General features: G+C 66.8%; 12 protein-coding genes. 7 read left to right on the top strand and 5 right to left on the bottom strand.

Features of this window, described 5'->3' with window-relative positions:
- Positions 1-108: 108 nt before the first annotated feature.
- From IAQ70_RS08600 to IAQ70_RS08590, 3 genes are all read left to right on the top strand, one after another.
- Positions 109-1,452: an MFS transporter gene (locus tag IAQ70_RS08600; RefSeq protein ID WP_190988892.1), complete on the top strand. Its 1,344-nt coding sequence runs from the start codon at positions 109-111 to the stop codon at positions 1,450-1,452.
- Positions 1,453-1,551: 99 nt separating this feature from the next.
- Positions 1,552-2,751 carry a DUF4192 domain-containing protein gene (locus tag IAQ70_RS08595; protein WP_190988891.1) on the top strand — a complete coding sequence of 400 codons (1,200 nt, stop codon included), beginning with the start codon at positions 1,552-1,554 and terminating at the stop codon, positions 2,749-2,751.
- A gap of 242 nt (positions 2,752-2,993) precedes the next feature.
- Positions 2,994-4,319 (top strand): RNA polymerase sigma factor, encoded by a 1,326-nt coding sequence (locus IAQ70_RS08590; protein ID WP_190988890.1) that lies wholly within the window; start codon positions 2,994-2,996, stop codon positions 4,317-4,319.
- A 168-nt stretch (positions 4,320-4,487) separates the two neighbouring features.
- Here the strand turns inward: IAQ70_RS08590 and IAQ70_RS08585 are convergent, their stop codons facing one another.
- Positions 4,488-4,709, bottom strand: coding sequence for a DUF7455 domain-containing protein (locus IAQ70_RS08585; protein ID WP_190988889.1), 222 nt, complete (start codon positions 4,707-4,709; stop codon positions 4,488-4,490).
- A 256-nt stretch (positions 4,710-4,965) separates the two neighbouring features.
- On the opposite strand from IAQ70_RS08585, the gene IAQ70_RS08580 reads away from it, so the two are divergent.
- Complete coding sequence (locus IAQ70_RS08580; RefSeq protein WP_190988888.1) at positions 4,966-7,074, top strand: DNA gyrase/topoisomerase IV subunit B; 2,109 nt, start codon at positions 4,966-4,968, stop codon at positions 7,072-7,074.
- Positions 7,075-7,088: 14 nt separating this feature from the next.
- Here the strand turns inward: IAQ70_RS08580 and IAQ70_RS08575 are convergent, their stop codons facing one another.
- Both IAQ70_RS08575 and IAQ70_RS08570 read right to left on the bottom strand, forming a co-directional pair.
- Positions 7,089-8,075, bottom strand: a complete 987-nt coding sequence (locus IAQ70_RS08575; protein ID WP_190988887.1) for a M56 family metallopeptidase — start codon at positions 8,073-8,075, stop codon at positions 7,089-7,091.
- Positions 8,076-8,082: 7 nt separating this feature from the next.
- The gene (locus IAQ70_RS08570) at positions 8,083-8,469 is read right to left on the bottom strand and encodes a BlaI/MecI/CopY family transcriptional regulator (protein WP_190988886.1); all 387 of its coding nucleotides are present in this window, start codon (positions 8,467-8,469) and stop codon (positions 8,083-8,085) included.
- A gap of 262 nt (positions 8,470-8,731) precedes the next feature.
- On the opposite strand from IAQ70_RS08570, the gene IAQ70_RS08565 reads away from it, so the two are divergent.
- Genes IAQ70_RS08565 through cydD form a run of 3 tightly spaced genes read left to right on the top strand, consistent with a single transcriptional unit; the run spans position 8,732 to position 14,982 of the window.
- A complete protein-coding gene (locus tag IAQ70_RS08565; RefSeq protein ID WP_190988885.1) occupies positions 8,732-10,333 on the top strand; it encodes a cytochrome ubiquinol oxidase subunit I in 1,602 nt (533 codons plus the stop codon).
- Between the two features lie 21 nt (positions 10,334-10,354).
- On the top strand, positions 10,355-11,404 hold the full coding sequence (gene cydB, locus IAQ70_RS08560) for a cytochrome d ubiquinol oxidase subunit II (protein WP_190988884.1): 1,050 nt from the start codon (positions 10,355-10,357) through the stop codon (positions 11,402-11,404).
- Between the two features lie 5 nt (positions 11,405-11,409).
- Positions 11,410-14,982 carry a thiol reductant ABC exporter subunit CydD gene (gene cydD, locus IAQ70_RS08555; RefSeq protein ID WP_190988883.1) on the top strand — a complete coding sequence of 1,191 codons (3,573 nt, stop codon included), beginning with the start codon at positions 11,410-11,412 and terminating at the stop codon, positions 14,980-14,982.
- A gap of 236 nt (positions 14,983-15,218) precedes the next feature.
- Here cydD and IAQ70_RS08550 read toward each other — a convergent pair whose 3' ends face one another.
- Complete coding sequence (locus IAQ70_RS08550) at positions 15,219-15,737, bottom strand: DinB family protein (protein WP_190988882.1); 519 nt, start codon at positions 15,735-15,737, stop codon at positions 15,219-15,221.
- A gap of 9 nt (positions 15,738-15,746) precedes the next feature.
- Positions 15,747-18,257 carry a DNA gyrase/topoisomerase IV subunit A gene (locus IAQ70_RS08545; protein WP_190988881.1) on the bottom strand — a complete coding sequence of 837 codons (2,511 nt, stop codon included), beginning with the start codon at positions 18,255-18,257 and terminating at the stop codon, positions 15,747-15,749.
- Between the last annotated feature and the right edge of the window lie 70 nt (positions 18,258-18,327).

The following is an 18,327-nucleotide window of genomic DNA, read 5'->3' as shown; positions in this document are numbered from 1 at the left end:
TCACCGTTGTCCGGCAACGGCCCGGACTGCAGCTGCCCGGCCGGGCACGTGTGTCCGCCTGGCAGACGGTTGCCATGGTCCGCGCCGCAGCCCGGGCATAATGAGGGGGTGACTTCCCCCCGAGCCTGGCTGATCTGGACCATCGGTATCTTCGCGTATCTGGTGGCGGTCTCGCAGCGCACGTCCTTCGGCGTGGTGGGACTTGAAGCCACCGAACGGTTTGATGCCAGCGCCTCCGCGATCTCCTTCTTCACCGTGCTGCAGCTGCTGGTCTATGCAGGCCTCCAGATCCCGGTCGGCGTGCTGGTGGACAGGTTCGGCTCGCGGGCCATGATCGCCGGCGGGGCCGTCCTGATGGGCCTCGGCCAGCTCCAGCTCGCTTTTGCGGAGAGCATTCCCGGCGGCGTGGCGGGGCGGGTGCTGGTGGGTGCCGGTGACGCCATGACATTCATCTCCGTAATCCGCCTGATTCCTTTGTGGTTCGCCCCGGCGCGGGTTCCCCTGGTCACCCAGCTGACGGGTATGTCCGGCCAGTTGGGACAGCTTTTCAGCGTGCTGCCTTTCGCCTTTGTGCTGCATTCCTTCGGCTGGACCCCCGGTTTCCTGATGCTCGCCGGCATGTCCGGACTGGCGGTGGTCCTGGTGGTGGTCCTCCTGCAGGACCAGCCGCCGGGAACCGTGACCCCCGAGGTCCAGCGGGGCCTGCGGGCAACCGGCGTCTCACTTGCCAGCGCCTGGCGCCAGCCCGGGACCAGGCTGGGGATGTGGAGCCACTTCACCATCCAGTTCAGCGGCACGGTGTTCGCCATGACCTGGGGCTACCCGTTCCTCATCTCCGGGCAGGGTCTGGACTCGGGAACGGTGGCAGGACTGATGACCCTGTATGTTGCCGCCGGACTCGCCGCCGGCCCTTTCATCGGCAGCTTTGTCGCCCGGCACCCGCTCCGCCGGTCCACCATGGTGCTGCTGATATCCGGCGCTACGGCAGCAGCGTGGGCAGCAGTTCTGGTGACGCCGGGCCGGTCTCCGCTGTGGCTGCTCGCCATCCTGGTGGTGGTGCTGGCGGTTGGCGGGCCGGGGTCCATGATCGGCTTTGATTTCGCCCGGACGTTCAATCCCGCACACCGGATCGGCACTGCCACGGGGATCGTCAACGTGGGCGGATTCATCGCAGCCCTGGTGGCGATCTTCCTGATCGGCTTCGTGCTGGACGTCCTCCTGGCAAGCGGCTATTCCGGCGGCGAACTGTACGGCCTTGAACCCTTCCGGATCGCTTTGAGCGTGCACTTCCTGCTGCTCGGGTTCGGGGGAGTCATGATGCTCCGGACCCGCCGTAAGGTGCGGCATCAGATGGCGGCGCAGGGTGTGGTGGTGGCCCCGCTGCTTCGGGCCATGGCACAGCAGCGACGGGCCAGCCTGGCCCAGCGCCGGCGACAGGACAACACGGAATAGGACCGGCACTTGTCCTCCACATCTGCCTGTCCGAGGCGGTTGTTGACATAGCGGGGCCGGGGACTACAACGTTGGGGGCGCCGGCCCAAAGCTGGAGTCATGAAACCTCCAGAACACCTGACCGTCCGAGGCCCTGAAGACATCCTCGGGTTCATTCCACATACCCTGGGGTACTGGCCCGCAGACAGTCTGGTGGCCATGACCATGCAGGGCAAACGCCTCGGAGCGACCCTGCGGCTTGACCTCCCCGGCCCCGAAACGCTCGCAGACCCGCGGGACTACGCCCGGACCGTGCGCGACTACCTCTCGGCCGACCGGAATGCCGACGGCGCACTACTGGCTATCTTCACGAACCATGGCTGGATGGAACCGCCGGGCACCTACCGGGGTCTCCTGGACGCCCTGGAAAGCCTTCTCGACGCCGAGGGCATGACCGTACGCGACGCGTGGTACGTAGGAGACGACTACTGGCGGAGCGCTAACTGCACTGACCTGCTGTGCTGCCCCATGCCGGGCATGCCGGTGCAGGTGATCCGGGACAGCATGCTGAACGCCGAAATGGTCTACCGCGGCAGCAGCGTGGGGCCGGCGCCCGAGAACGGCACCCTTCCAGCGGCCGCGGTATCCGCTGAGGAGCGGGCCGCAGTCCTGGCCTCGGAGGACGCCTGGGCGGCGCAACTGGACCGGCGCCGGGGGAGCAGGAAACAATTCCACAGCCTCCTGGCCCAGTGGGGCTCCGTCCTGAGCTGCACCGGCCAAGAGTTGCCGCCGAACGATCTCGCGTTCCTGCGGGCCTCCCTGCGCGTCCCCGCCTGGCGTGATGCAGTCTTCGTCATGGCCGCGGCTGGCCTGCCGGCGGCCCTTGGGGGTGCCGAAGCGTTTGGCATCTTCGAAGACGGCTGCAACCTGGCGCCGGTTGGTCCCGTGGGCCTGGGCAAGGGCGCCCCGGGAAGCGCCTCCGCGGGTGGGGGCGGTGTGCCGGGTTACGGCGAGGTCCTGCTGGGACTGGAGCCCGAAGTTCCTGCCTGGGGCTGCTTGAACAGTCTGGATGCCATCCTGGAAAAGCTTTCGGCGTGCGGTGGACAGCCAGGCGCTGCTGCCCTGACCGGCCGCGGCTGGATTGCATGGTGCCGGGGGAGGGGATCGTACGCTGCCGTGTATCTCGGCCGGGCCCTTGACGAAGAACCTGGCTACCGGCTTGCCGAGCTCATGCTGGAACTGGTGCGGCGCGGAACCCTGTGCGGCTGGGCTGCCCGAAAGGAGGCTGCCTGGCGTCGATTCGAAACGGATGCTGCCTAGCTCCGGCCGCTTCTTGAGCCTTATGCGGGAAAACCGTGAGACAATGGATGCCGAGACCCGGTTGGGTCCGTGTATCAAGTGCATGTAATGGTCCCTGACGGGAACAATACAGCCGCCCCGGCAGTTCTACTTGTAGGCTCTGCCGGCCGTGGTTTGCGCCTGATGTTGATCACGGACTTGACAGGGTCATAGTGGTGTTGCCCGTATGGTGATTCCACAGACCGCCGCTAGAAAGGTTTTCTGTGACCCCGTCTTCCGCGAAGAAGGATCCCGCCACCCAGGACGTCTTGTCCCCTGAGGATAAGCAGGCTGCAACGAACGCCAAGCGAGCAGCGACGCGGGCAGCCAACAAGGCCGTCAAGGATGCCACCGCCGGTGACACCGCCGTCGACGGCAAGCCTGAGCCCAAGAAGCGCGGGCCCAAGCCCGGTGCCAAAGCTGCTGCCGAGGCAGCCGGAAAAGCCGCCCGTGGCGCATCGGATTCCGACGACGACGACGTCGAAGACCTCGACGACGCTGTGATCGAGGGCGCCGATGCCGGCGAAGACGCCGAGATTGACGCCGCCAAGGCGGCATCAGCAGCCACCGGCAAGGGCTTTGTCTACTCGGACGCCGACGACGACGACGCCCCCGTCCAGCAGGTAATGTCCGCCGGTGCCACGGCCGACCCCGTCAAGGACTACCTCAAGCAGATCGGTAAGGTTGCGCTGCTCAACGCCGAGCAGGAAGTCGACCTGGCGCTCCGGATCGAAGCCGGGCTCTTTGCCGAAGAAAAGATCAACGCCGACGACGGTTCCATGGACGCCAAGTTCAAGCGTGAGCTTGAGTTTGTCATCCATGACGGCAAGCGTGCCAAGAACCACCTGCTCGAGGCCAACCTTCGCCTGGTGGTTTCGCTGGCCAAGCGTTACACCGGCCGCGGCATGCTGTTCCTGGACCTGATCCAGGAAGGCAACCTGGGCCTGATCCGTGCAGTGGAGAAGTTCGACTACACCAAGGGCTTCAAGTTCTCCACCTACGCCACGTGGTGGATCCGCCAGGCCATCACCCGTGCCATGGCCGACCAGGCCCGGACAATCCGCATCCCGGTGCACATGGTGGAAGTCATCAACAAGCTGGCCCGCGTGCAGCGCCAGATGCTCCAGGACCTCGGCCGCGAACCAACGCCGGAGGAGCTTGCCCTCGAACTGGACATGACCCCCGAAAAGGTCGTCGAAGTCCAGAAGTACGGCCGCGAGCCCATCTCGCTCCACACCCCCCTTGGCGAGGACGGCGACTCCGAGTTCGGTGACCTCATTGAGGACTCCGAAGCGGTGGTCCCCGCCGACGCCGTGAGCTTCACGCTGCTGCAGGAGCAGCTCCACTCCGTGCTGGACACGCTGTCGGAACGCGAAGCCGGTGTGGTGGCCATGCGGTTCGGCCTCACCGATGGCCAGCCGAAGACCTTAGACGAAATCGGCAAGGTCTACGGCGTCACGCGCGAGCGTATCCGCCAGATAGAATCCAAGACCATGTCCAAGCTCCGCCACCCCTCGCGGTCGCAGGTGCTGCGGGACTACCTGGACTAAATCAGGCCCACGCAACGCGGGGTCGGTTCCCGCCCGTGCATCCGAGGATGCCGGGCGGGAACCGACCCCGCTTTTCTTTTCGCAGCACCTGTGCCTTTTGGTGACGGAACTTAAGACAAAGCAGGACCCCCTCCCGAGGGAGGGGGTCCTGCTCATGTAATTGTGAGGTCAGTCGACGGCTACGGGAGCCTTCTCGTGAAGCCTGCCCGTCTCATCGTGCCAATCGGAGCTCAACGGCCGGAGCTTGGCCTCGATTGCACGGGCGTGGTGGCCGCAGAAGAGCAGCTCACCGCCGGAGGTCTCTAGTACAACGCGGACGTATGCCTGAGCCCCGCAACGATCGCACCGGTCCAGTGCGTTGAGTGTGCGGTCTGCCACTGCTGTTGTCATGTCGGCCTCCTTAGTAGATCTGTATGTCTATATAACCAGCATTCGTATCAATCCCGTCGCAAGGACGGGTCAAGTTCGCTGACCGCGTAGCCACAAGAGTGTCTCAAGCTGCGGATTTGGGTCACGGGAACGTCACGAGTGGCCTCGGCCACAGCCCCGGCGAGGTGTGGCAGCAGGTCCTCTGCGCCCTCGCCGACTAGGCTTGAACGAGCGTCCGCAGCGCCAGCTGTTCCGTCACTGAAGGAGTTCACCACCCGTGGCACCAAGTTCTGATTACACCGCCCGGCACCTTTCCGTCCTGGAGGGCCTCGAAGCCGTCCGCAAACGTCCCGGCATGTACATCGGCTCCACCGACTCGCGCGGCTTGATGCACTGCCTGTGGGAGATCATTGACAACTCCGTGGACGAAGCGCTGGCGGGCTTCGGGCACGACATTAAAATCATTCTCCATGCGGACAACTCGGTGGAAATCCACGACGACGGCCGTGGCATCCCGGTGGACCTCGAACCCAAGACGGGACTCACCGGCGTCGAGGTGGTGTTCACGAAGCTGCACGCCGGCGGCAAGTTCGGCGGCGGTTCCTACACCGCCTCCGGCGGCCTGCACGGCGTCGGCGCTTCCGTGGTGAACGCGTTGTCCGCCCGCCTGGATGTGGAAGTGGACCGCGGCAGCAAGACGTACAAGATGTCGTTCCGCCGAGGTGAACCCGGACGCTTCAAGGACCAGGGCAGCAGGATCGATCCCGCCGCGACCTTCGCGCCGTTTGTGGACGGCTCGGTGCTTGACGTTGTGGGCAAGGCAAAACGCGGCGTCACGGGAACGCGGATCCGCTACTGGGCTGACCGCCAGATCTTCACGCCCGACGCAAAGTTCTCCTACGACGAACTGGCCGCCCGGGCGCGGCAGACTTCATTCCTGGTTCCCGGGCTCAAGCTCACAGTCCGCGATGAACGCAGGCTGGCCGGCACTCCGGGGGAAGCAGGTCCCCACGAGGAGGTGTTCCACCACGACGGCGGCATCTCGGAGTTTGTCGACTTCCTCGCCGCAGACCCCGCCGTGACCGACATCTGGCGTCTCCACGGCTCGGGAAAGTTCAAGGAGACCGTGCCGGTCCTCGATGAGCGCGGCCACAGCCAGCTCGCCGAGGTTGAGCGTGACTGCGAAGTGGACGTGGCGCTGCGCTGGGGGATCGGCTATGACAGCACCGTCCGCACCTTTGTGAACATCATCGCCACTCCCAAGGGCGGAACCCACCAGTCGGGCTTCGAGCAGGCCCTGGTCAAGACGTTCCGGAAAGCGGTGGAAGCCAACGCCCGCAAGCTCAAGGCGGGCAACGACAAGATCGAAAAGGATGACATCTTCGCCGGACTGACCGCTGTCCTGACGGTCCGGCTGGCCGAGCCGCAGTTCGAGGGCCAGACCAAGGAGATCCTTGGCACCTCGGCAGTGCGGGCCATCGTCGCAAAGGTGGTGGAGCAGGAGATCACCGCAAAGCTGAACTCGGCAAACCGCAACGACAAGGCCCACTCCGCCCTGCTGCTCGAGAAGATCGTCAGCGAGATGAAATCGCGTATTTCCGCGCGGGTCCACAAGGAAACGCAGCGGCGCAAGAACGCCCTGGAAACGTCGTCCATGCCCACCAAGCTTGCTGACTGCCGGACGGACGACGTCGTGCGTTCCGAACTCTTCATCGTCGAAGGTGACTCCGCGCTGGGAACGGCAAAGCTGGCGCGCTCCTCGGACTTCCAGGCGCTGCTGCCCATCCGCGGCAAAATCCTCAACGTCCAGAAGGCTTCTGTGGGGGACATGCTCTCCAACGCAGAATGTGCCGCCCTGATCCAAGTGGTGGGTGCGGGGTCGGGCCGCAGCTTCGATATCAGCGCCGCCCGGTACGGCAAGGTCATCCTCATGACGGATGCCGACGTCGACGGCGCCCACATCCGGACGCTGCTGCTGACCCTGTTCTTCCGGTACATGCGCCCCATGATCGATGAGGGGCGCGTTTTTGCCGCCGTCCCGCCGCTGCACCGCGTCGAAGTGATCAATGCGGGCCAGAAGGCCAACGAGATGATCTACACCTACTCAGAAGCGGAACTCCACGTGCTGCTCGCCCGGCTGGCCAGGGAAGGCAAGCGCTACAAGGAGCCGATCCAGCGGTACAAAGGACTCGGCGAAATGGACGCCGAACAGTTGGCGGAAACCACCATGGATCCGCGGCACCGGACCCTGCGCAAGGTGGGCATCGAGAACGCCAAGCAGGCCGAGGACACCTTCGACCTGCTGATGGGCTCAGATGTGGCGCCCCGGAAGGACTTCATCATCGCTGGCGCCTCCAGCCTGGACCGGGAGCGGATCGACGCCTGACCAGTCCGGCGCGCTCAGCCCAGCAGGCCCGGCACGATCAGCAGGGCCGTGGGCAGGGCAAGCAGCAGGACGCAGCCCACCTGCACGGTGGCGCGGGCTGTGGGAGTGAGTTCAGGCTGCGGTGAGAGCAGCCGGCTGACCCGTGAGGCAGTGGTGCGGGCAGCGTCGGAGCCTGTAACACCCGCCGCGGCCTCCAGCCCGTCGAGCGCAAGGCCTGCCTGGGCGGCCGGCCGGAAAGCCCCGCCCCCCGCCGAACCGCTGGCCACGATCGCGATGGCCTTGATGAGGGTTGCCCGGCTCTCCGTCTTCAGCGCCACGTCGTCAGCCAGCATCTCGATCAGCGAGTTCACTGACTCCTGGGCCAGCCTGGTGGTGGGTAGCCAGGGGAGCGCCTGGCGCCAAGCGGCGAAGGCCCACAGGAGAAGGTGGTGGCGCTGGTTGAGGTGGGCGTTCTCATGGCTCAGGACTGCCCGCAGCTCGGCCGGTTCAAGGGCTGCCATCAGGCCGTCGGAGAGCACAGTGACCGAGCGCGCCCCGCCGGGCAGGCAGTAGGCCACAGGGGAGTCATGGTTGATGACCACGGTTCCCGCCCCCTCTGCGGAAGGCGAAGCCAGGAGGGCCAGCAGCTCACGGTGGCGCCGCCGCTGGCGCTCGATCTTGTAGTACGTGAGCAGCAGGGTGAAGACCAGGTGTGCGGTCAGCAGCGCTGCGGCGGAGAGGGCAAAAAGATGCCAGAAGCCGAGTGCCGTGGTGGGCGCATTAAAAAGCACCATGCCCGCGAGGGCACGCAGGCCGGCGATCAGGTTGTCGCCCACCGGTTCCAGGCCATAAACCAGCATGGCGCCGATCATCGAGAGCCCGCCGGCAAGCGCAATCGCCTGCCAGAGGAGCATGGCGGTGAAGGGCGACCGGGCCGGCCACCGGGCACGGGAAAGAAAGATAGGCACTGGCCACGCCAGCACTATCGCAAGGACCGCCAGCAGGTATGAGGTCCAGAACATTGGCCCGCTAGACGTGGCCGAGCAGTTTGCGCAGTGTTTCGGCTTCGCTTTCGGTAACAGACCCGATGAACTGCGCCAGCACAGCTTCACGGTCAGGGGCGGAGCCCAACACCTCGTGCATCAGTTCGGCTGTGTGTTCTTCCCGGCTGGAAACCGCCTGGTAGCGGTGCGGCCTGGTGCCGCGTTCCCGCTCCACAAGGCCTTTCTTCTCCAGCCGGGACAGCACGGTCAGGACGGTGGTGACGGCAAGCTCCTTGCCCTCATGGCCGGCCGCGTCCCCTTTGGCCTCCGTGCTGGTTGCCAGTTTGTCACGCAGGGTATTTGCGGTGGCTGCTTCGTGGCCCGCCCAGAGCAGATCCATCACTGCCCGTTCCAGTTCCCCAAGACTTGCCATTGCTACATCCTTCTTGTTCCCGCATCCGTGGCGGAGCGCCGCGGTGCCTGCATATTCTTCGCTACAGATACATAACCAAATTTACCTGTTTTTTGGCTAAGTTTCTACGTCCGGTAGAACACTGGGCGCGGCGCGGCCTTGTGAGGGCCGGGGTGAGGTGGAACTCTTGGTTGCAACACTGCCCGTCGATTGTTCTACACTGTGTAGAAGTCATTGTTCTACGAACCGTAGAAGAGTTGAACCGCCAACCCGAGGGACTGCTGTGGAAGCTCTGGAAATCGCACGCTGGCAATTCGGCATCACCACCGTTTACCACTTCATGATGGTGCCCCTGACCATCGGGCTGGGCCTGGTGGTGGCCGTGATGCAGACCATCTGGCATCGCACCGGCAAGGTCGAATACCTCAGGATGACCAAGTTCTGGGGCAAGCTGTTCCTGATCAACTTCATCATGGGCGTGGCCACCGGCATCGTTCAGGAGTTCCAGTTCGGCATGGCCTGGAGCGAATACAGCCGGTTCGTGGGTGACGTCTTCGGGGCTCCGCTCGCACTGGAATCGCTGTTGGCGTTCTTCGTTGAGTCCACGTTCCTGGGGCTGTGGATCTTCGGCTGGAAGCAGCTGAAGCCGGCCATCCACCTGGCCTGCCTGTGGATAGCGGTGGTGGGATCGGTCTTTTCCGCCTACTTCATCATTGTGGCCAACAGCTGGATGCAGCACCCGGTCGGCGCAGAAATCATCGACGGCCGCCCCGTCATGACGGACGCCTGGGCCGTCTTTACGAACAACACCGCACTGGTGGCGTTCCCGCACACCCTGATGGGGGCCCTGGCCGTGGCGGGCGGCTTCCTCCTGGGCATCGCCTGGTACCACCTCTGGCGCAGGCGCAAGGACGGCATCGACACCATCGGACCTGACGGCAAAGTGGTTCCCGGGGAAGCAGCCATTCCCGGACGCGACAAGACCGACTACAAAGTCTGGATCCGCTCACTGCGGATCGGTGCCGTCGTCGCCATGATCTCCTTCGCCGGCACCTCCCTCACCGGCGACCTGCAGGGCAAGCTGATGTTTGAGCAGCAGCCCATGAAGATGGCAGCCGCCGAAGGCGCCTGCCACGACGGCACCGGCTTCTCAGTCCTAAGCGTCGGAAACCTCGGCTCCAAGAACTGCGATGACATCGTTGCCGTGATCGAGATCCCCGGCATCCTGTCCTTCCTCGCCAACGGCGACTTCACCACCGAAGTCAGGGGCGTCAACGGTCTCCTGGACCAGTACAAGGCCGACTACGGAACCCACCTGCCGGACAACCCGATCTACGGCGAGCGGGCCGGCCAGGAAATCCAGTACGTCCCCGTCATGGAAGTCACTTACTGGGGCTTCCGGATGATGATCGGCTTCGGCGGACTCGCTGCGCTGGCCGCGCTCGTCGCCCTTTGGCTGACCAGGAAGGGCACCGTCCCCGCGTCGCCCTGGCTGATGCGCCTGGCAGTCTTCGGAATCCTGGCCCCGTTCGGCGCCAACGCCGCGGGCTGGATCTTCACCGAGATGGGCCGGCAGCCGTTTGTCGTGGCGCCCAACCCGGACCTGAACGGCATTGACCAGGTGTTCATGTTCACCGCGGCGGCCGTCTCGCCTGGCGTGTCGGCCGGCGAGCTGCTGACGTCACTCATCGTCCTCTCCGCTGTCTACGGCGCCCTCCTGGTTGTGGAGGTCAAACTCCTGGTCACGTACATCCGCGGCGGAGTGGTCTCCGCCATGCCGGAACTGGCGAATGCCCCGGTGGATGAGAATGAGGACGCCACCCCGGGCCCCGACGGCACCGGCACCGCCAAACCTGCCGACGACGTCCTGGCATTCGCCTACTAAGAAGACCAGAGGATATTCGATATGGAACTGCTGCCCACAGTCTGGTTCATCATCATTGCGGTGCTCTGGACCGGCTACCTCTTCCTTGAGGGCTTTGACCTCGGCGTCGGAATGCTGATGAAGCTGTTCGCGCGGAACAACACCGAACGCAGGGTGCTGCTGAACACGGTCGGCCCCGTCTGGGACGGCAACGAGGTCTGGCTGATTACGGCGGGCGCCGCCACCTTCGCGGCGTTCCCGCGCTGGTACGCCTCGCTGTTCTCCGCCCTCTACCTCCCCCTCCTGGTGGTCCTCGTCGCCCTGATCTTCCGTGCGGTGGCGTTCGAATACCGCGGCAAAGTGGACAACGACAGCTGGCGTGCACGCTGGGACTGGGCCATTGCCCTGGGCTCCTTCCTCGCCGCGTTCGGCGTCGGCGCTGCCCTGGCGCTGACCACCACCGGAATGCCACTTAACGCGAACGGTGACCGCGAAGGCGGTGCCATGGCCTGGTTCAGCGGCTACGCCGTCCTGGGCGGGCTGGCCGTGGTGGGATTCTCCCTGCTCCACGCCCTGGCGTTCCTTGCACTGAAGACCGACGGCGACGTGCGGCACCGTGCGCGCGCCTGGTTTGTCCGGCTGCTGCCGGTCCTGCTGCTTCCGCTGGCGGCCTGGGCACTGGCCATCCAGTTCCTGGAAGGAAAGCCGTGGACCTGGGCAGCGGTGGTCCTGGCCGTAGTGGCAGCCGTCGCGGCATGGTTCCAGTCACGGCGCGGAGCCGAAGGCCACGCGTTCATCGCGATGGGCGCCTTCCTGCTCCTGGGCAGTGCATCCATCTTTGGCGCAGTGTTCCCGGTGGTGCTGCCATCGACCCTCGACCCGGCGTTTGACCTGACCATCGCCAACGCTTCCTCCTCCGACTACACCCTCGGCCTCATGAGCGTGGTTGCAGCGGTGGGCCTGCCCCTGGTGATCGTCTACCAGGCGTGGACCTACTGGGTGTTCCGCCGCAGGGTCAGCGCCGCCCACATCCCGGCGGCCCACAGTTTCCTGCCGGCAGTGGCCGTCAGGGCATTCACCACTAAGGACTGACCCGCGTGCGCCCAGACTTTCCGGCCGGACCGGCCACCCGTTCCGCCGTCTACTGGCTTGGCCTGCTGGCAGCGCTGAAAGCGCTCGCGCTGGTCCTCATGGGGCAAGCCGTGGCAGCCATGCTCGCCGGGCTGGCCACCGGCAATGGTTCCTGGCAGGACCAGCTGCCCTGGGGCCTGGCAGGGGTGGTCCTGAGGTCAATCACCGTGTGGGCGCAGGGCATCGCCGCCCGCCGGGCTGCCCTGGGCATCAAGGAGGAACTGAGGCAGGAACTGCTGGCCCGCGCCCTCCGGAACGGTGCACGCAGCACGGGTCCGGCCGATGGCGGCCTTGCCGTCCTGGCGACGCGCGGCCTGGACGCGCTGGACAGCTACTACACCCAGTTCCTGCCCGCACTGGTGAACTGCGCCACGATCCCGCTGCTCCTGGGCGCACGCATCCTCTTCGCGGACTGGGTCAGCGCCGTTGTGGTTGTCCTGACGGTTCCGCTGGTCCCGCTGTTTATGGTGCTGATCGGCAGGTACACCGAGGACCACGTCCGCGAGGCGCAGGAAACCCTCACCCGGCTGTCCGCCCACATGCTGGAGCTGGCCAAGGGGCTGCCCGTCCTGGTCGGCCTGGGCCGTGCCACCGCGCAGCGCAAGGCACTGGAGGAGATCTCCGACGAGTACCGGACCAGGACGATGGGGACGCTGCGCACCGCCTTCCTCTCCGCCCTGGCACTGGAACTCATAGCCACGATTTCGGTGGCGGTGGTGGCCGTCTTCATCGGTGTCCGCCTGGTGCACGGCGACATGGCACTCGAAGCGGGCCTCCTGGCCCTCATCCTGGCACCGGACTGCTACCTGCCGCTTCGCGAACTGGGCACTGCACACCACGCCAGCGATGACGGCCGGGCAGCGCTCGCCGCCACCCGGACGGTCACCGATGCACCCGAGCCGCGGCCGCTGCCCACCGGGGGCAGCGCCGACGCCGCCACCGACGCCGCCACCGACGCCGCCACCCGCGGAGTGCCGGTCCTTCCCGCGGACGACGGCGGCGGCCGGCTTTCCGCGCCCGACCCGGGGGGAGTGACGGTCACCGATCTCACGGTCACCTATGCGGGCAGGGCGGGAGCCGCCGTCGGGCCTCTCACCTTCACCGCCCCGCGGGGCCGGATCACCGCCCTCGACGGCCCCAGCGGCGCGGGCAAAAGCACGGTGCTCGGCGTGCTGGCCGGGACGGTGGGGGACGGCGGCGGAACCCAGGTGTCCGGGCAGTTTTCCGGCCTTGACCGCAGCGCCATCGCCTGGGTTCCGCAGCAGCCGGTCATGGTGGCGGACTCGGTCCTCGAGGAGGTCACGCTCTACGTCAACCATGGATCTGCGGAAGAGTCGCACGAGACGGCCCGGGAGTGCCTGGCCGCGGCTGCCGCCGGTCACCTTGCCGGCCACCATCCGGCCGAGCTGAGCCCGGGGGAGTTGCGGCGTGTCGCGTTGGCCCGCGGCCTGGCCCGCATCCGGGCCGGCGCCACCGTGCTCCTGCTTGACGAGCCGACAGCCCACCTGGACGCGGCTTCGGCAGGGCTGGTGCAGGAGGCCATCCGCGCACTCCGCGGACAGGTCACGGTCATCCTGGTGGCCCACGACCAGCAGACCCGCGAACTGGCCGACCACCTGGTGCCCGTCTCGGTCCGCGGAATCACTGCACGGTCAGAGGCCGCGTCGATGCCGGACGCGGCGGAGCATCCCGCAGGCCCGGGCACCGCAACAGGCAGCGGTGAGGATGAGCCGGCTCCCGGAACCGCCGGCCCGGGCTCGCCCCTGCCCGCGGCGGGGAATGGCAAGGCTGCCCGCACGACGCGGCTGCTGGGCAGCCTCCTGGCGCCCGTGGCCGGCCGGTTCTCGGGCGCAGCCGTGGTGGGGACCTTCGCCGCGGTCTTCGCCGTGGCGCTGTCCGGACTGTCCGGCTGGCTCATCATCAGGGCGAGCGAGCAGCCGCCCATCCTCTACCTGCTGACCGCCATCGTCGGCGTCCGGTTCTTCGGGATCGGACGGGCCGTCCTCCGCTACTGGGAACGGCTCCTGCTGCACGACGCGGTCTTCGGTGCCCTCACCCGGCTCCGCGGCCGGCTCTGGGAATCGCTGAGCCGCAAGGCCTTGTCCCTGCGGCGGCTCCTGCAGGGCGGCAACGTCCTGGGGACGGTGATTGACGACGTCGATACCATCCGGGACCTGCTGCCGCGCGTTGTCCTGCCACCCGTGACCGCCCTTGCGGTGGGCGGTTCGGCACTGCTGGCCACCACCCTGGTGGCCCCGGAGGCACTGCCCGCAGTAGCCATTGCGGCTGCCCTGAGCCTGATCGTGGCGCCGGCAGCCGCCCTCCGGGGTGACCGGCAGTCGGCCACCGCAGAACAGCGGCTGCGCGCCGGAGTCCTGCGGCGAACGTCCGCGGCCCTGGACGCCCGGGCTGAACTGCACGCCAACGGCATCGCGGCAGCAGTCCTGGACGCGCTTCGGTCCGAGGACCGCACGGCAACCAAAGCATCCCAGCGATCCGCCTGGGCGGAAGGCCTCGGCCAGGCCATCACGGTGGCTGCCTGCGGAACGGCGGCACTGGCCGCGGCCGTGCTGACCGCCCCCCAGGTCATTTCCGGCGCCATGGAACCCGCCACGGCCGCGGTGATAGTGCTCCTGCAGCTGGCGCTGGTGGAACCGTATGCAGCCATGACGACGGCGGTCCGCCAGTACCCTGCCCTGCGTGCAGTCATGCGGCGGGTTGCGGAGTCCGGCGTGCTTCACGCCACCGAATCGGACTCCGCAGAAGGCGACGGGCTGCACGAGGTCCCGGCCCGCCCCGGTGCCGCCCCCGGGGTGGAACTGTCCAATCTTGCGGCCGCCTGGCCTGGCGGCGGAACAGTGTTCTCAGGGGTGTCGGCAACAGCCGGGCCGGGCCGCTGGCTGGCCGTCACCGGGCCTTCCGGCGCCGGCAAGTCCACCCTCCTCGCGGTACTCCTGGGCTTCCTCCCGGCTGCGGCCGGCAGGGCCGCGGTGACCGGGACGGCAGCCTGGTGCCCGCAGGAGGCGCACCTGTTCGATTCGACCCTGCGCGGCAACCTGCTGCTGGGACTGCAGGCTCCGGCACCCGCCGCACCCGCACCCGCCGCCGCACCCGTCGATTCGCCGGACCACGGCAGAGCCTCTTCCGCCGCACGAGACCCGGAGCTTGCCGCGGCGCTAACCGCCGTCGGCCTTAATGCCCTGGTGTCGCGCCTGCCTGATGGGCTGGACACCAGGATCGGCCCGGGCGGCTCGTTCCTGAGCGGCGGCGAACGGCAACGGCTCGCCGTGGCCCGGACCATCCTGACGGGCGCCGAAGTGATTCTGCTGGACGAGCCCACCGCCCATCTGGACGCGGAAGCGGGACGGGAAATGCTGGCCGACCTCCGCGCCGGCCTCAAGGACCGCACCGTGGTCATGGTGACCCACAACCCGGCCGATATCCACCCGGCTGACACCGTTCTGGACCTGTCCGCGGCGTCACTGACGGGTGTCCCGGGCAGTGACAGAGTGCCGTACCCGGAGGGGAGCCTTCGCTAGCCGGATCCACAGTCCCGTGTCACAGGCGGCAACGCTTTGCCGCAGACGCCGGGGGCACCGGAGCGCCTGTCCTGCCACGCCTTCGGATCGGCACCGGGCAGCAGCACGGGCACCAGGCCAGGCTGCTGGAGTCAGCCGGCTACGCGGTGGTCCGCTACTTCAATGAGCTGGCCCTCTACACCAAAATGGGTTACCGGGCAGTCAGCCGCAGCATGGCGTGGGACAAGGAGCTGTAATCAGCCGTCCACATCGTGAAGGTGATGGACCACATCATGCAGGAAGTACTGCGACAGGCTCAGGACGGTGAACTCCGAGCCGTTGCCGCGCAGGCCCGTCCGGCCCCACTCCGACTCCCGGACGCCAGCGAAGGACGCGGCGATCTGTTCGCCCTCCGCCGTCAGCTCGGCACTGACCACCGCGGGATCGGCGCTGGCGTAATCGTTCTCGACTGCCGTCCGGTCCTGGTCCCAATTGTCGAACCGGGCGTCCTCGGAATCGAGCATCAGGTTCAGCCGCTGGTCGAACAGCGCGAAAACGTCGCGGACATGGCAGGCGTACTCCAAGGCCGACCACGTATCCTCGTCCGGACGTTCGGCAACCGCTGGCCTCCGGAGCACTGCCCGCCAGCGCGGCAGCATGTTCGACACGCTGCCAGGGACGGTGGAAGGGGTGACGGTGGACGCGTCGAAGGAGCACTCCGGGCAGGGCCGGGAGAGCACCCAGGTCCAGTCCTTCTCATCAGGAATGATAGGCATGGCAGCAGTCTAGGCCGGATCGGTCCAGGCCATGGCCGGTCCCACCGCGTCCACGGCCTGGGACAGGGGAATGCCCGAACCGTCGCGCCGGCCGTGTTCCTGCGGCAGCGATCTGGCCACGCCGGCCAGCGAGGATGCTTTGGCCGGTCCGTGCCCTGCCCACCCCAGCAGGAGGGTGTCTTCGCCCTTGAGGAACCGGTGGGCGCGGACACCTGCGGTGGCGCGGCCCTTGACCGGATACTCGGCGAAGGCCGTCACCTTCGCGGCACCGGGCGCGGTCCCCGGCAGGGCGCCGTCGGTTCCCGCGATGGTGACCACGACGGCGGCGTCATCGTTCGGCGCCACCGCACCGAAGAACACCACGTGATCGCCGGCGCCGAGCTTGATGCCGGCCATGCCGCCTGCGGTCCGGCCCTGGGCCCGGACGTTGGCCGCGCTGAACCGGAGCAGCTGCGCTTCGCGGGTCAGGAACACCAGGTCGGTGTCCTCGGAACCGGCCGGGGCCACACCCACCACCACGTCCTTGTCCTTGAGGGCAATGACCTCCCAGTCCTCGCGGTTCAGGGGGTAGTCCGGCTGCAGCCGCTTGACCACGCCCTGCGCAGTGCCGATGGCCAGGATCTCATCGAGCGGCGCGAAGGCCACCAGCGATTCACCCTTCAGCAGCGTGACGAAGTCCTTGGCCGGGACGCCGCCGGCAAGATTCGGCAGGCCGGACATGGGGGGCAGCACCGGCATGTCCATGACCTGCAGCCGCAGCATCCGTCCCTGCGAGGTGACGGCGGCGATTTCACCACGGGCTGAGGTCTTGACCACCGAGCGGAACACATCATGCCTGACGCGCGGACCTGATTCGGCGAGCGGTTCCTGGTTGGACGTGCGCGCTATCTGGCCCGACGCCGTGAGGATCGCCCAGCAGGGATCGTCCGCAATCTCCAGGGCCAGCGGTGCGGCTTTGCCCTTCGCGCCCGGGGAAGCAGCCAGGGCGGCAGCCACCGTGGGGGAGACGGCCTCCGATTCGAGCAGGACGGTCCGGCGCGGTGTGCCGTATTTTTCGGCAATTTCGCCGAGTTCCGTGGACACGAGTTCGCGCAGCCGCTGCTCCGAGCCGAGGATGGCCTCGAGCTCCGCAATTTCACGCCGGAGTTCGTCCTGTTCCTTCTCCAGCTCGATCCGCGAGTACTTGGTCAGCTGGCGCAGCCGCAGTTCCAGGATGTAATTGGCCTGGATTTCGGTGAGGTCGTAAATGGACATCAGCCGTTCGCGGGCGGCGGCCACCTCATCCGAGGAGCGGATGATCTGGATGACCTCGTCGATGTCCACGATGGCGATCAGCAGACCCTCCACCAGGTGTAGGCGGTCCTTTTTCTTGCCCAGCCGGAACGCCGTGCGCCGGCGGACCACGTCGATGCGGTGGCCAACATAGACGGACAGCAGATCCACAAGCCCGAGGGTCTGCGGCTGGCCGTCCACCAGCGTCACGTTGTTGATGCCGAAGGAGTCTTCCATGGGGGAGTAGCGGTACAGCTGCTGGAGCACGGCATTCGGGTTGAACCCGTTCTTCAACTCGATGACCAGGCGCAGGCCGTGCTTGCGGTCCGTGAGGTCAACGATGTCGCTGATGCCGGTCAGCTTCTTGCCGTTGACCGCATCCTTGATCTTTTCGATCACCTTTTCCGGGCCCACCATGTAGGGCAGTTCGGTGACCACCAGGCCGGTGCGCCGGGCAGAGAGCTGTTCGATCTCCACCTTGGCCCGGGTCTTGAAGGATCCGCGCCCGGTGGCGTAGGCGTCACGGATGCCGTCCAGGCCGACGATCCGGCCGCCCGTGGGAAGGTCAGGCCCGGGGACAAACCGCATGAGGTCATCCAGCGTGGCGTCCGGGTGCGCGATCAGGTGCCGGGCGGCGGAGATGACCTCCACCAGGTTGTGCGGAGCCATGTTGGTGGCCATGCCGACGGCGATGCCCGTGGCCCCGTTGACCAGCAGGTTGGGAAACGCCGCCGGAAGCACGTCCGGCTGGGTCAGCTGGTTGTCGTAGTTGGGGACAAAGTCCACCACGTCTTCGTCGAGGTGGTCGGTCAGCGTCAGGGCCGCCGCCGCGAGGCGGGCTTCGGTGTACCGGGGAGCCGCCGGGCCGTCGTCGAGCGAGCCGAAGTTGCCGTGGCCGTCAATGAGCGGAAGGCGCAGCGAGAAATCCTGGGCCATGCGCACCATGGCGTCGTAAATAGCCGTGTCGCCGTGGGGGTGGAGCTTACCCATGACCTCGCCCACCACGCGCGCACTCTTGACGTGGCCGCGGTCAGGGCGGAGGCCCATCTCGCTCATCATGTACAGGATCCGGCGCTGCACCGGCTTCAGTCCGTCCCTTGCGTCGGGCAGGGCCCGGGAGTAGATCACCGAATAGGCGTACTCCAGGAAGGAACCTTCCATCTCGGACGTGACATCGATGTCCACGATGTTCTCGACGAAATCCTGGGCGGCTTCCCCGGCAGGGGGTGGGCTTTGGCGGCGGGCCATGGGGCTGGTGGATCCTTACGGGTTACTGGTGGTGCTCTGGTGGGGCGCAGTTTCGTGGCGCCGTTTCGTT

The organism is Pseudarthrobacter sulfonivorans (assembly GCF_014712225.1).
Lineage (GTDB): Bacteria > Actinomycetota > Actinomycetes > Actinomycetales > Micrococcaceae > Arthrobacter > Arthrobacter sulfonivorans.
The sequence above is the reverse complement of the archived record's forward strand: the minus strand, read 5'-3'. Positions and strand labels throughout refer to the sequence as shown.

Excerpts from the sequence above, each read along its gene's own strand:
- IAQ70_RS08595 (WP_190988891.1), top strand. The coding sequence starts at position 1,552 with ATGAAACCTCCAGAACACCTGACCGTCCGAGGCCCTGAAGACATCCTC.
- IAQ70_RS08585 (WP_190988889.1), bottom strand. The coding sequence starts at position 4,709 with ATGACAACAGCAGTGGCAGACCGCACACTCAACGCACTGGACCGGTGC.
- IAQ70_RS08575 (WP_190988887.1), bottom strand. The coding sequence starts at position 8,075 with ATGTTCTGGACCTCATACCTGCTGGCGGTCCTTGCGATAGTGCTGGCG.
- IAQ70_RS08570 (WP_190988886.1), bottom strand. The coding sequence starts at position 8,469 with ATGGCAAGTCTTGGGGAACTGGAACGGGCAGTGATGGATCTGCTCTGG.
- cydB (WP_190988884.1), top strand. The coding sequence starts at position 10,355 with ATGGAACTGCTGCCCACAGTCTGGTTCATCATCATTGCGGTGCTCTGG.
- IAQ70_RS08550 (WP_190988882.1), bottom strand. The coding sequence starts at position 15,737 with ATGCCTATCATTCCTGATGAGAAGGACTGGACCTGGGTGCTCTCCCGG.
- IAQ70_RS08545 (WP_190988881.1), bottom strand. The coding sequence starts at position 18,257 with ATGGCCCGCCGCCAAAGCCCACCCCCTGCCGGGGAAGCCGCCCAGGAT.